Source organism: Aquificaceae bacterium (assembly GCA_037722135.1).
In the GTDB taxonomy this organism is placed as follows: Bacteria; Aquificota; Aquificia; order Aquificales; family Aquificaceae; genus Pampinifervens; species Pampinifervens sericum.
This window is the reverse complement of the sequence record JBBKAW010000072.1, coordinates 10115-22762: the sequence shown is the minus strand read 5'-3', so window position 1 is coordinate 22762 and position 12648 is coordinate 10115. Positions and strand designations below refer to the sequence as shown.

Here is a 12648-nt window from a genome sequence, read left to right as displayed (position 1 = left end):
TAATCTGCTACAGTCTTCTTCTCAAGGGTCTTCATGGTTTATACCTCAGCACAGGAGTCCACCTTTCCTTAATATAGTCAAGTGGCTCTACTTCAAACTGTGGATAGGTTTCTGGAGTTTGGTCTTCCGCTTTATAGACCTTTACCTTTGTGTCAAACCAAGCAAGGTGTCCTGTTATTGGGTCTCCATAGTAGACTTCCCTTCCTCCTATACGTATGCTATGGGGTATAACGTGGTTTAGGAGAAAGCCTTGATGCCCTTCCTCCGCTTCTGGCTTTAGACCCCATGTTCCTTTCATTTTGCCTATGGCATTCCAAGTCCACACAGAGTTAGGTTCTGTAGTTTCTGTTAGAAATACTTGGCACTTTACCTTTCCTATCCTGGACTCAACCCATACCCAGTCAAGGTGCTTTATACCAAGTTTCTCTGCGGTCTTGGGGTTCATATACAGGTAGTTCCTTGTGGATATTTGTCTTAGCCATGCATTTTGAGAGTCCCAAGAGTGATACATCCACTGGGGTCTCTGTGTAAAGGCATAAAGAGGATAGTCTTTGCCTGAGACCTCTTCCTCAAAGGGTGGATACCAGAAGGGTAAAGGGTCAAAGTATTTAACAAGTCTTTCTCTGAGTATGGGGTCGTTGGGTGGCTGGTTTTTGCCTTCCCACAATCCTTGACCTGCAAGCCTAAAGGTTTGTAGCGTTTCAAGGTAGAAGTTAAAGATTATCGGAGCTACCTTCTTTATAAAGCCTACGCTTACCGCCCACTCTTGGTAGTCCTTGTTTACATGCCTGTAGAACCTCATATTCTCTGGCAGTTTGTAGTAGAAAAAGCCCTTGTTCTTTATATACATTTCAAGCTGGTTAGGGTTTGGTTCTCCCACAAAGTGCTTGTCTCCGTTTTTGCCTCTCCATCCTGCAAGAGCACCCACACCAGGTCTTATCTGCCAGTTTATAAGAAAGTCTTTAAAGTCCTTATATTTCCTTGAGCCATCTGGATTTACAAAGCCAGGGAGCTTTAACCTTGAGCCAAGCTCCACCATCACATCACCCCAACCTCTCACATCATAGCCGTTTGCCAGAGGGTCTACTATGGGGTGTCTTAGAGCATCTACAGGACCATCTACCGCAGAGGGTGGTCTATCAAGCAAAGACAGAGCAAACCATTGCTCAAGGTAAGTGGCATCTGGAAGAACTAAGTCCGAGTATGCAACCTGCTCGCTATAGAAGGCATCTATGGTTATAACCTTAGGGATTATGTAATTACCCGCAGGGTCCGTAGCAGTTAAGGCTTGGATTATGTAGGGTATATTCTGAGAGGAGTTCCATGCCATGTTTGCCATGTAAATCATAAGCACCTCAATGTGGTAAGGATTGCCCTCGTATGCTGCAGGTATGACATTGTGTATAAGACCGTGAGCGGTTAGAGGAAACCACCAACTGTAGGCATGGTCTATCCTTACAGGGTTGCCCTTTTCGTCCACAAGAAGGTCATCTGGGTTTTGAGGATAACCAAGATGTGGTCCGGGATACACCTCTCCATACTTTATCTCATCAGGTCTGGTAATCTTGTAAGGCTTTGGAAGGTCTTCTATGTGTTTGGGATAGGGTGGCTTATTAAGAAAACCTCCAGGCACATCCACCACGCCCAGCATCATCATAAGCAAGAACACAGCCCTTGCACTTTGGAAACCGTTGCTATGAGATGCCACACCCCTCATCATATGGAAGGAAACAGGTCTACCTATAACCTTCTTGTGCTTTCTTCCCCATACATCCGTCCACTCTATGGGTAGTTCTATTGGATGATACAAGGCTATAGTTCCCATTTCCTTGGCTATTCTTTCTATATCCTTTGCAGGTATGCCCGTTATCTTTTCCACCTTTTCTGGGCTATAGTCCTTTACGAGCCTCTCTGCGAATATATCAAAGGCAGGTCTCACCTTATAGCCTTCTGGTGTGGTGAACTCTCCTATAAAGGCAGGGTCAAGGTTATCTGGCACTATCCTGTCCGCAGGCTTAAAGGACTGAGACTTTTTATCATAGACCATAGGCTTGCCTTCTGCGTTTCTGTAGAAGAGACCGTCCTTTGAGGTGCCCGGTGCTTGAATGACAAGCCATGGTGCATTGGTGTATTCTTTTAGAAACTCCCAGTTGACAAGGTTGTATTTAAAAAGCACATGCATTATACCCATAAAGAAAGCACCGTCCGTACCAGGCTTTATAGGCACCCACTCGTCCGCTATTGCACCATAGCCCCATCTCACTGGGTTTACCACCACAAACTTTCCACCTTTGCGTTTCATTTCTTGAATACCCAGCTTGAAGGGATTAGAAGAGTGGTCTTCCGCCACGCCTATGAGCATAAAGTATTTTGTATTTTCAAAGTCCGCCTCTCCAAACTCCCAGAAAGAGCCACCAATGGAATACAGACCAGAGGCAGCGATATTTACAGAACAAAAACCTCCGTGCGCCGCCCAGTTGACCGTCCCAAGCTGGCTGGCAAACCAGCTGTTTATCTGTTGCATCTGGTCTCTTCCTGTAAAGAAGGCAATCTTATAGGGTCCCTTCTTTCTTGCCTCTTCCAGCCACTGGGTAGCTATCTCAAGTGCTTCTTCCCACTCTATTTCCTTGAACTGCCCAGAGCCTCTTGGACCCACTCTCAGCAGAGGTTTCCTGAGCCTTGCAGGGCTGTATTCTTTCATTATCCCAGATGAACCCTTGGCACAGAGAACACCCTTATTGGTTGGATGAGCGTCATTGCCCTTTATGTATGTCACCTTGTTATTTCTCACATAGACCTCTATGCCACACCTGCAGGCACACATATAGCAAGTGCTATAGGCTTTTCTATCGTAAAAGCTACCGCCTATCTCCATGATAGACCTCCTTTAGTAAAAAGATATACATGTTGCAACCTGTAGACCTTTCAGAGTTTTTATAACACTATAAGTTTTACTTATCAACTCTATAAAGCTGGCTTATAGTGATGAAGGACTGTATAGTCTCTTATGACAATGGCAGTGTAAGTAATAATCCAACATATGAGAAAAAGGGCAACAGGTATGAGTATTACAGTGATAGCGGACACTACTGTTAAAATAGCTACCACGGTTATAAAAGCCATCCAGAGAAAGGAATGCTTGAAATACGTATTGCTAAAAGCTTCTTTTAATCCAGCAGGTATAAAGGGATAAAAAACAGCCTTGAACCCCGCCTCAAAGGTTAAACCATCTCTAAAGGCTTTTGAATAAATCAGTGGAATAGCGTATATATAATATCCTATAAATAGAACTAAAAGAAGAAGCCATACAATCGAAGATGCTACAACACCCTCGTTAAAATAATTTTCTTGGATTGCATCGCTTAATGCACCCAAAATCCCAAAAGGTATTAGTAGCAATATAGATAAAAGTCCAACTAATATTAGGAAAACCCAAGCACCTATATTTATTCCGAGAGAAGGCATAAAATAGTTTTGAACCTTGGAGAGGGAAAGTCCTTCTTTTTGTTTTGATAGACTATGTGCGGTAATGTATAGTAGAACAGCATAGAGAAAAAGACTGTTTATGAAACTAAATACTAAGCCAATTAGGGGTAGAAAGGAAAGCAATAGAATAACAACATAAACAAGAGAAAAGGCAAAGAAAAAGCCAGGGTTTTGTCTAATAAGGGACAAACTTTCTGAAATACCACCCTCCTTTTCTACACTAAAACCTACCTTCGTAGAGTAAAGTTCCTTAAAGGGGGTAACCTTTAAAAAGGGGTAATTTTTTGAAGCGTCTATGAGCTTACGAGCCTTTTCTGGTTCAAGTTCAAGATATATTTCTCCTTTCTCTTTAAATTCCTGATCACAGCCTTCCACTCTATATCCTAATATCCCAGAAAGTATGCTGCAAGCTAAAGAAGGCGTAGTGCCTTTGCCAAAAGCAACTTTCACAGGAATGAGTTCCTTGTCTTCGCGGACAACTTCGTAAGATAAGAAGCTGTATCTTTTAAGTATACTTTCTATCTGAGATAGCCTGTCTGGGCTTACCTGAAACTCTATATGACCCTGCAACCTTAGCTTTTCCTCGCAGTTGCTCACAGAAATGTTCAAAGCTTTTAAAAGCGTTTCGCATATAAAGCTATCTGGGACATCCTCTGAAAGCTTTCTGAGTATTACTTTCATACTCTACTCCCCTTCTATGTCTTATATTTTAAACTTTAACTTCCCTTACCCACGCCCAGTTTTCCAAAGTCCACTCCACGGTTCTTCTTATTCCCTCCTCAAGGTCTACCTGTGGCTTCCAGCCAAGAAGGCTTTGAGCCTTTTGTATGTCCGCCCATGTGGCTTTCATGTCTGCCTTGTGAAAGTCTTTGAGCTCAAGCACAGCCTTTTTCCCTGTGTATTTTTCAATTAGAGATATAACTTCCGAAAGTGTATGTGGCTTGTTGTTTCCAAGGTTTATAACCTCATACCCGAGAGGCTTTGTAGCCAAAATAGTCCCTTCCGCTATATCGTCTATGTAGGTAAAGTCCCTGCTTTGAGAACCATCACCAAAAACTTCAAGAGGCTTGCCCTCAAGCACCCATTTTATGAACCTAAATATACTCATATCTGGTCTGCCTGCAGGACCGTAAACGGTAAAGTAGCGAACAATTGACACATCTATACCATAAAGGTAGTGGTAAGTGTAGCAGAGCACTTCTGCGGACTTCTTTGAAGCAGCGTAGGGAGATATGGGTGTATTAACAGGCAGGTCTTCTCTAAAGGGCATCTTTTGTCCTGCATAGAGAGAAGATGTGGAAGCCAATACGAACTTCTTAATACCAAAGTCTTTGCATAGCTCAAGCAGGTTCAAAGTGCCTATGGTGTTCGTGGTAAAGTAAACATAAGGGTTTTCTATGGAATAACGCACTCCAGCCCTCGCCGCCTCGTTTATTACGCAGTCAAAGGAGTGTTTTTTGAAAACCTCTTTTAGAGACTCCTTGTTTTCTATATCTACGAGGTAGAAGGTAAAATTCTCATACCTCTTGAGAAGTGATAGCCTATACTCCTTTAGCCTTGTGTCATAGTAGTCGTTCATGTTGTCCAGACCTACCACGCTGTAGCCTTTTTGCAATAGCTTTTCCGCAGTTTTCCAACCTATAAAGCCTGCACATCCCGTTATTAAAAAGTTCTTCATAGCTTAGAATTTTAACATGGCTCTTGAAGTGTATGAATTTCTTCTTAAGAAAGGTCTTGAGAGAAGAAGGGCTCAAGAGAAGTTTTTCAATATAGTCCTGTCCGCTATAGAAGAGGGGAATAACTGTGTAAAGATAATACAGGCACCTACAGGGACTGGAAAGACCTACGGCTACCTTATACCTCTTATGGAAAGGGAGCAGAAGGCAATAATCTCCACTGGGACAAAGCTACTTCAGGAGCAACTAAGAAGGGATATTGAAAATCTTAGGTCTTATTACTCCTATATCTACGGAAAGGACATTAGCTACCTTATCTTGAAAGGCAAAAGCAACTACCTGTGCTTGGACAGGTTCTACGACCTGCCAGTGGAGAGAAGACCTGCGGAGATTGAATCTCTGTTGGAGAGTGGTTGGGATGGTGATTTTGAGTTTGTAAGACTTGAGCCAGAGCTTAGAGAAATGCTTTGTGTGGATGATGACTACTGCACCTCTCATTACAGACAAACCTGCAAGTATAGGCATGATTGTTTCTATTGGGGAAGGCTAAAAAGGCTTGAAAGACAAGCGGACATAATTGTGGTAAACCACGCCCTTTTGACCCTAAAGGATTTTGAAAACCCAGAGGAAAGAGTGCTCGTCCTTGACGAAGCCCATGAGCTTGACAAGTATATAACCAGCAGTCTTACATGGGGGATATCTCTCTACACTTTAAGAGTTGACATAATGGGAAAGGTCCTTGACTTTCTCAAAGACGCAAGGCTTGAATTAGAGGACTTTTTCATAAAACACTTTGAAGGACTTTTCAAAGAGCAGAAGGAAGAGCTTGCCCTTGAAAGTCTAAAACCCTATGCGGAAGATTTTGAAACCCATATCCTTAGACCACTTCTCTATTTTCACAAAACCATAAGAGAAAACCTCATATCACAGCTGACAAACTTTGTCACAGAGAAAATGTTTGTAAGCATGACTTTAAAGGAGTATATGCTTAAAAGCGGTATTCTTGATTGGGAAAGGTATTTGGAATTAAAGGCAAACTATGAGGCACCCAGTGAGGAAGAGGAAAAATGGATAAAGAAAATAAGAAACTACGAGCTTTTAACAAGGAGGTTAAACAAGATTAGAGATTTCTACAAAATCATGAAGGAAGACCCACCGGGAATAGGATATCTTGTAGGTAGACGCTTTAGCAGAAGACTTCAGACCTTTAACTATTGGCTTTCCGCTTTTCCTGTTTTTCCTGCAGGTCATGTGGATTGGACGGGCTACAAGGCTATCATAGTTACCTCAGCAACCGTTGACCCAGAGGACCTAAATCAAACCTTGGGAATAAAGGGTGAATATTACGACCTTGAGCATTCCTTTCCTTACGAGAAGGTTAATTTTCTCGTATACTTGGTAGACCCAAGAAGAAGGGAAGAGTGGGAGCAGTGCTTAAAGGATGCCTATAAGTATCTTAGAAGCCTATACGATAAACTTCTGGTGCTTTTAACTAACAAAGAGCACATAAAACTTTTTGAAAAGGAAAAAGATATAGCCTTTCAGGGAGATGAGCCTTTGTCTGGGCTTCTTGAAAAGCTAAGGTCTGGAAGGATAAAGGCTCTTGTGGGGCTCGATAGCCTTTGGTTTGGTGTTGATGTGAAGGGTGAAAAGGGCATACTTATGGCAAAGCTACCCTTTGAAAGTCCAGAGGAACCTATAACCTTTCATAGAATAAGGTTTCTAAAGTCTGTGGGACTTGACCCTTTTGAGTATCAAAAAAGAAAGGCTCTCATAAAGTTTAGACAGGGCATAGGTAGGCTAATGAGAAGTAAGGAGGATAGTGGAACTATAGTTTTGTGCGATAAGAGAATATACAAGTTTAGAGAATTTTTGGACGCTCTACAAGAGCTTGGTATAAGGGTTATGAACATAAAACCAGCCTAAAATCCAAAGGTCATAGGAATATCCATGTTTACGTCCTTGACCTCTTTTATTTCAGGGAACTTGTTTTTGAGAGCCCTTTCTATACCCGCTTTTAGGGTAAGCACAGACATGCCACAGCCTGAGCATGCTCCTATCATTCTTACAAGTACAGTGCCATCCTCTTTTATGTCTACTAACTCCACATCTCCGCCATCAAACCTGAGGGCTGGTCTTATTTCGTCAAGAACCGCTTCTATCTCTTCACGGGTAGGCATTGCCATCTTTTACCTCCTTTGAAAAGTTATGTAGACTATAAAGTATGCGAAAGGAAGAAACCATCAATGAGGAAAATCAATATGTGGTAATAGGTAGGGTGCTTGACACATACGGGCTCAGAGGTGAACTAAAAGTGCAGGCATATTTAGACAAGAAGCATTGGTCAAAGATAAAAAGGGTCTTTCTAAAACGTAAAGGTGGGGATTACGTGCCTTTTGTTGTGGAATACTCAAAACCACATGGAAAGGACTATTTAATCTTAAAGTTTGAGGGTTTTAAAAAGCTTGAGGAAGTAGAGTCCTTTAGTGGAGCAAAGATTTTTCTACCTAAGGGGGAGCTTCCCAAGAGAAGAAAGGGAGAATACTATTACTTTGAGCTTGAGGGTTTAGAGGTCTTTACAGAAGGTGGAAGGTATATGGGAAAAGTTTCAGGAGTTGTGGAGCAAAAGCCCTATGACCTTTTGGAGATAGACGAAGGAAAACTCTACATACCCTTCGTGTCTGCACTGGTTAAGGAGGTAAAGTTAGAGGAAGGAAAGTTAATAGTAAGCGATATCTTGGCAGAACTCTAATGCCTCTTTGCCCAGGTTATGGGTCCAAAGTGCACTTCCATGCCTGCTTGAACTATGGACTCTGAGAGAGAGGGATGAGAATACATGGCTTTTGAAAGAAAGTCCACTCCAAGGTCTGCCTTCATAAGGTGCAATACTTGGTGGAGAAGCTCTCCCGCATGTGGACCAAGTATATGACAACCCAATATATTTCCATCCTCACTTACCACAAGCCTTACAAAACCTTCATTTTCTCCGTCATCCATAGCCTTTGGATTAGGAACAAAGGATACCACGCCTACCTTTACCTCATAACCTTCTTCCTCCGCTTGGTCTTCTGTAAGACCCACACTGGCGATTTCATAGGCGGAGTAAATTATCTTAGGAACAAGTCTTTCATTCCTAACCATGTCTTTATCTCCGAGCATATGGCTTATGGCAACCTTTGCCTCATACATGGATTTGTGGGCAAGCATCAAAGGAGAGGTTATGTCTCCACAGGCGTATATGTTGGGAATGTTTGTTTGACAAAACTGGTTTACCCTTACAAAGCCTCTTGAATCCCTTTCAATACCTAACTGTTCAAGACCTATGCCTTCTGTGTTGGGCTTTCTTCCTACGCCAAGCAGGATAAGGTCTGCTTGAACTTCAGAGTCATCGGAAAGAAAAGCCTTCACCTGCGAGCCTGCTACCTCCCAGCCTTTGAGCGTGGTTTTTAGCCTTATGTCTACGCCTATCTTCTTTAGCTTTCTGGCAAGATAGCGAGAGGACTCTTCTGGTATGTCCGCAGAAGGTAAAAGTCTGTCTTTTAGCTCCACCAAGACCACCTCAGAGCCATACATCCTAAATATGTAGGCGAACTCCACGCCAACCGCACCACCGCCTAATATAAGAATTCTCTTTGGAAAATCCTCCAAAGACCATATTTGGTCTGTGTCAAAGATATACCTTCCGTCAGGCACAAGGTCGCCAACAGACGCAGTGGATGACCCAGTAGCCAAAAGGATATACCTTGTTTTAAGCTCAATTCCTTCGGGCTCAACCACTACAGTGTTAGCATCCTTGAGAACACCTTTGCCATAGAACATGGGAATCTTTAGATGCTCCGCAAACTTTTTAAAGTTTTCCCTTATGGTAAGCACAACCCTCTCCCTTCCCTCTTTGAGCCTTTGCATGTTTAGGTCATAGCCCTTGAGAAATATTCCATATTCTGGGAGTTTTTGAAATTTATCCAACATATAAGCACCGTGCCTCATATACTTGGAGGGTATACACCCTCTATTTAAACAGTTCCCTCCCACCGTTTCTGGACTCAGCTCCACAAGGGCAACCTTCATACCTCTTCTGTGTGCGTATAGTGCACCCTCGTAGCCACCACTACCTGCACCTATAATGACAAGGTCATACATCTTTTTTCTTCCTCCTTTCTTTGTAAACCGCCTGCCTGCATTGCTTTATTATAGCCTTGTATTTGTAGTATACGGATGGGACTTTTATGGGAAGCCCGTAATACCTCTCAAGCAGGAGCATTATATCCTCTGTGGTAGTGTATCTGTGGTTTCTTATTATGCTTTTTATGTATTTTACTATGCGCGTTTCCTTCATGGGCTTTGGATATTTTAACAGGCATAGCCTCAAGACTGGATGAGCTTTGTCATTGTATGTAGGAGGGTTCAGAAATAAAGTCTCAAAGGCATGACCCAAGAGCAGTGGGATTTTATTAACCTGCTTGTGATAGTGGCGAGGTTCGTTCAGGTTTTTGGCTTCTTCTTTGCCATACTTATGCTTATAAAAGAGTTCCCTATTGGATACACCTTTCTCGTTTTTGCCATAAACCTTGTAGGTTTTTTTGCCATATTGACAGGCGTGCTAACAAGGCTCTTTTCACTGCCAGAAGTGCTTATTGCGGACGCCATAATTATTGCCCTTAGCATTGCCATATTTTTGAAAGCCTACAAGGTAAAAAAACTAAAAGAGAAGTTTCCTCCACCTCCTAAACCCTTCACTCGTTGTCCAGTATGCGGTAGCTTTATAGACCCAAAGGTAAACTATTGCGTGCTTATGGATAGCAAAAGCCTTCTCTACTTTGACACAAGAGAGCATATGGAAGCCTTTATAAAAAACCCACAGCTTTATAGAATATCAAAGGAGATAAATTACGACGGCGTAAAGAAGGTTTGTATAAACAAGGAAGAAGGATGGATAGAATGGGGGCAAAGCCCCCGTGAGGTTATTTCACAAAATCCTTGAGGGTTTCATAAGCCTTCATAGCCTTTTCAAACCTTTCGTTTATAACTTCCCAGTTTAGGTTCTGGAGGAAGGCGTCAATGTAGGGAGCTCTCTTGTTCTTTTGGTCCACATAGTAGGCGTGTTCGTAAGTGTCAAGGACTATGAGAGGAATAAGCCCTGTGTAGTTGTAAACATTGTGAGCGTCAAGACCGTTTACCACAAGCCTGCCAGAGAATATATCAAGTCCAAGAATAGCCCATCCTCTAAAAGCCATACCTGCTGCCTTTATCTCCTGAATACAGGCATCCCAAGAGCCAAAGTCTTCTTCTACTTTCTTTTTGAAAGCCTCTGAAGGCTCTCCCTTTGCACCAAGATGACCAAAATAAAGCTCGTGAAGAACAACACCCATGTAATTGAAAGTCTCCTCCACCTTTAGCTCCCTATACTCAGAGTAGTTTTGGTTTGCTTTGCTTCTGTCAGAGAAGTTAAGGTCTGCGAGCTTTTCTTGAATCTCGTTGTATTTAGTCACATAGCCCTTGTAGTGAGCTTCAAAGTGTGGCTCAATCTGCTCGTTGGAAATGCCATTGAGGTTTGCAGGCTTAAGATGGTTCTTTGGCTCTAACTTATGCACTGGCATAGCTTACCTCCTTAGTGAGTTTTAACCTATTATAATGCTCTCAGAAACTCCTTTTCTATGAGAAAGCTCAATGTCTGTGCTTATGCATATGCCCACCCATGCCTTTTCTTACAGGTGCTTGGACCTTAACCTCTCCGGACTTTTCAAACTTGAGAGTGAGCTCAACCGTATCGCCTTCTTTGAGAGGCTTTTTGAGGTTTATAAGCATAATATGAAGACCGCCGGGCTTTAACTCCACCTTTCCACCTGCAGGAATCTCTATGGCTTTAACTCTCCTCATTCTACCTTCCACGGTTTCGTGGAGTTCGGTTATCTCAGAAACGTTGTTGGACGCATCTACGAGCCTGTCTGCTTCCTTCCCCTTGTTTTCTATAACCATATAGGCAGCGGACATCTTAGAGGTGGGAGGGACTTCCCTAACCCATGCATCCTTTACTTCAATCTTTGGTTGAGCAAGGCTAAGTCCTGCAAGGAAAAGGCTTCCAAGAAGAACTTTTCTCATGACTTTACCTCCTAAGTGAATTTAAAGATAATTTTAAGGAGGTTTTCATGAAAAATCAATGAAAGCCAGCCCGGCGGGAGTCGAACCCGCAACCTTGGGATCCGTAGTCCCACGCTCTATCCAGTTGAGCTACGGGCCGTTTGGTATATATTATATGCCATAATGTTGAAAGAAACTATAGACCCCTTGTCTTTGCAATACGAAAATACCCGCAGGTATTTTACGGAGTTCATCTCCCAAAGAGAGCATCTGCTTCCTTACCTAAAGCCACAGAAAACCCCTCTGCTACTTATGGACCTTCAGGGTATAAAAAGCAGATACATTGAGGTAAAGTATCACTTTTCTCAGTTTAAGGTTTACTATGCGGTGAAAGCTAACGACCATGTGGACATTCTTAAAACCCTTGCGGAGCTTGGCTCTGGTTTTGAGGTGGCTTCTTCAGAGGAGCTAAAGAAAGTCTTAGAGCTTGGAGTAAAGCCAGAAAGGATAATCTCCAGCAATCCTGTAAAACCTATGGACTTTATAGCCTACGCCTACGAGAAGGGAATAAACAGGTTCGTGGTGGACTCTTTCACAGAAGTAGAGAAATTGACAAAGACAGCTCCAAGGTCAAGGGTTTATGTAAGGCTTGTAGTTCCCAACGAAGGAAGCGACTGGCCCCTCTCAAAGAAGTTTGGAGTTGATGTGGACACAGCCCTTGATATATTGGAATACGCCCAAAGTAAGGGTCTTGTTCCTTACGGTATCACCTTCCATGTGGGGTCTCAGTGCAACAATTTCAGAAACTGGCTTATAGGTATAAAGAAAGCCAGTGAGCTTTGGCAGAAGGCAAAACTTAGAGGTTTGAGACTTCAGATGCTCAACATAGGTGGTGGTCTGCCAGTGAGGTATACTTACGAAGCCCTTAGGATAGAGGATATAGCTTACTATGTGAGGGGACTACTTCAGAAGTTTATGCCTTCACTTCCCCATGAGCTTCAAATTGAGCCGGGAAGAGGTATAGTGGGAGACCAAGGCATAATGGTCTGCAGGGTTATAGGAAAGGCAAAAAGAGGTGAGGAAAACTGGCTTTACATAGACACGGGAGTCTTTAACGGTCTTGCGGAAGCCCTTGGGGGTATAAGGTATCCCTTCTACCTTGAGAGGGGTGGAGAACTAAAGGAATGGACGATAGGCGGTGTTTCTTGTGATAGCATGGATGTGGTTGCGCGCATGGTGCCCTTGCCTGAGCCCGAAGTGGGTGATTACCTTTATATCCTCTCCGCAGGAGCTTACACCACCGTATATGCTGCAGACTTTAATGGTTTTCCTGAGCCTGAGGTTCTGTGTCTTTGAAGCTTAAGCATACTGTTCCTTCCATACCGCTTTCTACTTGCACCCACGCCCT

12 protein-coding genes and 1 tRNA gene are annotated in these 12648 nt (G+C 42.9%); 4 read left to right on the top strand and 9 right to left on the bottom strand.

Translation table 11 applies throughout. From position 1 onward, the window contains the following. Window positions 1–31 precede the first annotated feature (31 nt). From sreA to WKI49_05355, 3 genes are all read right to left on the bottom strand, one after another. A complete protein-coding gene (gene sreA / locus WKI49_05365; protein MEJ7621918.1) occupies window positions 32–2875 on the bottom strand; it encodes a sulfur reductase subunit SreA in 2844 nt (947 codons plus the stop codon). 89 nt (window positions 2876–2964) lie between these two features. Then, entirely contained in the window at window positions 2965–4167 is a 1203-nt protein-coding gene (locus WKI49_05360; GenBank protein ID MEJ7621917.1) for a hypothetical protein, read from the bottom strand. Window positions 4168–4195: 28 nt separating this feature from the next. Continuing rightward, the gene (locus WKI49_05355) at window positions 4196–5164 is read right to left on the bottom strand and encodes an SDR family NAD(P)-dependent oxidoreductase (GenBank protein ID MEJ7621916.1); all 969 of its coding nucleotides are present in this window, start codon (window positions 5162–5164) and stop codon (window positions 4196–4198) included. 16 nt (window positions 5165–5180) lie between these two features. Here WKI49_05355 and WKI49_05350 point away from each other — a divergent pair, with 16 nt between their 5' ends. Then, window positions 5181–7088 carry an ATP-dependent DNA helicase gene (locus WKI49_05350; GenBank protein MEJ7621915.1) on the top strand — a complete coding sequence of 636 codons (1908 nt, stop codon included), beginning with the start codon at window positions 5181–5183 and terminating at the stop codon, window positions 7086–7088. Here the strand turns inward: WKI49_05350 and WKI49_05345 are convergent. Next, window positions 7085–7348 carry a NifU family protein gene (locus WKI49_05345; protein MEJ7621914.1) on the bottom strand — a complete coding sequence of 88 codons (264 nt, stop codon included), beginning with the start codon at window positions 7346–7348 and terminating at the stop codon, window positions 7085–7087. The two genes, WKI49_05350 and WKI49_05345, sit on opposite strands and share 4 nt — an antisense overlap. Before the next feature lie 38 nt (window positions 7349–7386). Here WKI49_05345 and rimM point away from each other — a divergent pair, with 38 nt between their 5' ends. Further along, window positions 7387–7914 (top strand): ribosome maturation factor RimM, encoded by a 528-nt coding sequence (gene rimM, locus WKI49_05340; GenBank protein MEJ7621913.1) that lies wholly within the window; start codon window positions 7387–7389, stop codon window positions 7912–7914. Here rimM and lpdA read toward each other — a convergent pair. Further along, the gene (lpdA, locus tag WKI49_05335) at window positions 7911–9302 is read right to left on the bottom strand and encodes a dihydrolipoyl dehydrogenase (GenBank protein MEJ7621912.1); all 1392 of its coding nucleotides are present in this window, start codon (window positions 9300–9302) and stop codon (window positions 7911–7913) included. The genes rimM and lpdA overlap by 4 nt on opposite strands. Continuing rightward, window positions 9295–9498, bottom strand: coding sequence for a hypothetical protein (locus tag WKI49_05330; GenBank protein MEJ7621911.1), 204 nt, complete (start codon window positions 9496–9498; stop codon window positions 9295–9297). Before WKI49_05330 ends, lpdA begins: the two co-directional genes overlap by 8 nt. Window positions 9499–9588: 90 nt before the next feature. On the opposite strand from WKI49_05330, the gene WKI49_05325 reads away from it, so the two are divergent. Further along, window positions 9589–10143, top strand: coding sequence for a hypothetical protein (locus WKI49_05325; GenBank protein ID MEJ7621910.1), 555 nt, complete (start codon window positions 9589–9591; stop codon window positions 10141–10143). Here WKI49_05325 and WKI49_05320 read toward each other — a convergent pair. The 3 genes from WKI49_05320 to WKI49_05310 all read right to left on the bottom strand — a co-directional run bounded on the left by WKI49_05320 (window position 10124) and on the right by WKI49_05310 (window position 11400). Further along, window positions 10124–10759, bottom strand: coding sequence for a superoxide dismutase (locus WKI49_05320; protein ID MEJ7621909.1), 636 nt, complete (start codon window positions 10757–10759; stop codon window positions 10124–10126). The genes WKI49_05325 and WKI49_05320 overlap by 20 nt on opposite strands. Window positions 10760–10826: 67 nt before the next feature. Further along, window positions 10827–11261, bottom strand: coding sequence for a copper chaperone PCu(A)C (locus WKI49_05315; protein MEJ7621908.1), 435 nt, complete (start codon window positions 11259–11261; stop codon window positions 10827–10829). A gap of 65 nt (window positions 11262–11326) precedes the next feature. Further along, window positions 11327–11400: transfer RNA gene (locus WKI49_05310), tRNA-Arg, on the bottom strand. Window positions 11401–11423: 23 nt separating this feature from the next. Between WKI49_05310 and WKI49_05305 the strand changes: the two genes are divergently transcribed. Next, a complete protein-coding gene (locus tag WKI49_05305; protein MEJ7621907.1) occupies window positions 11424–12596 on the top strand; it encodes a type III PLP-dependent enzyme in 1173 nt (390 codons plus the stop codon). The last annotated feature ends 52 nt before the right edge of the window (window positions 12597–12648 follow it).

Excerpts from the sequence above, each read along its gene's own strand:
- sreA (MEJ7621918.1), bottom strand. The coding sequence starts at position 2,875 with ATGGAGATAGGCGGTAGCTTTTACGATAGAAAAGCCTATAGCACTTGC.
- WKI49_05360 (MEJ7621917.1), bottom strand. The coding sequence starts at position 4,167 with ATGAAAGTAATACTCAGAAAGCTTTCAGAGGATGTCCCAGATAGCTTT.
- WKI49_05355 (MEJ7621916.1), bottom strand. The coding sequence starts at position 5,164 with ATGAAGAACTTTTTAATAACGGGATGTGCAGGCTTTATAGGTTGGAAA.
- WKI49_05350 (MEJ7621915.1), top strand. The coding sequence starts at position 5,181 with ATGGCTCTTGAAGTGTATGAATTTCTTCTTAAGAAAGGTCTTGAGAGA.
- WKI49_05345 (MEJ7621914.1), bottom strand. The coding sequence starts at position 7,348 with ATGGCAATGCCTACCCGTGAAGAGATAGAAGCGGTTCTTGACGAAATA.
- rimM (MEJ7621913.1), top strand. The coding sequence starts at position 7,387 with ATGCGAAAGGAAGAAACCATCAATGAGGAAAATCAATATGTGGTAATA.
- lpdA (MEJ7621912.1), bottom strand. The coding sequence starts at position 9,302 with ATGTATGACCTTGTCATTATAGGTGCAGGTAGTGGTGGCTACGAGGGT.
- WKI49_05330 (MEJ7621911.1), bottom strand. The coding sequence starts at position 9,498 with ATGAAGGAAACGCGCATAGTAAAATACATAAAAAGCATAATAAGAAAC.
- WKI49_05325 (MEJ7621910.1), top strand. The coding sequence starts at position 9,589 with ATGACCCAAGAGCAGTGGGATTTTATTAACCTGCTTGTGATAGTGGCG.
- WKI49_05320 (MEJ7621909.1), bottom strand. The coding sequence starts at position 10,759 with ATGCCAGTGCATAAGTTAGAGCCAAAGAACCATCTTAAGCCTGCAAAC.
- WKI49_05315 (MEJ7621908.1), bottom strand. The coding sequence starts at position 11,261 with ATGAGAAAAGTTCTTCTTGGAAGCCTTTTCCTTGCAGGACTTAGCCTT.
- WKI49_05305 (MEJ7621907.1), top strand. The coding sequence starts at position 11,424 with ATGTTGAAAGAAACTATAGACCCCTTGTCTTTGCAATACGAAAATACC.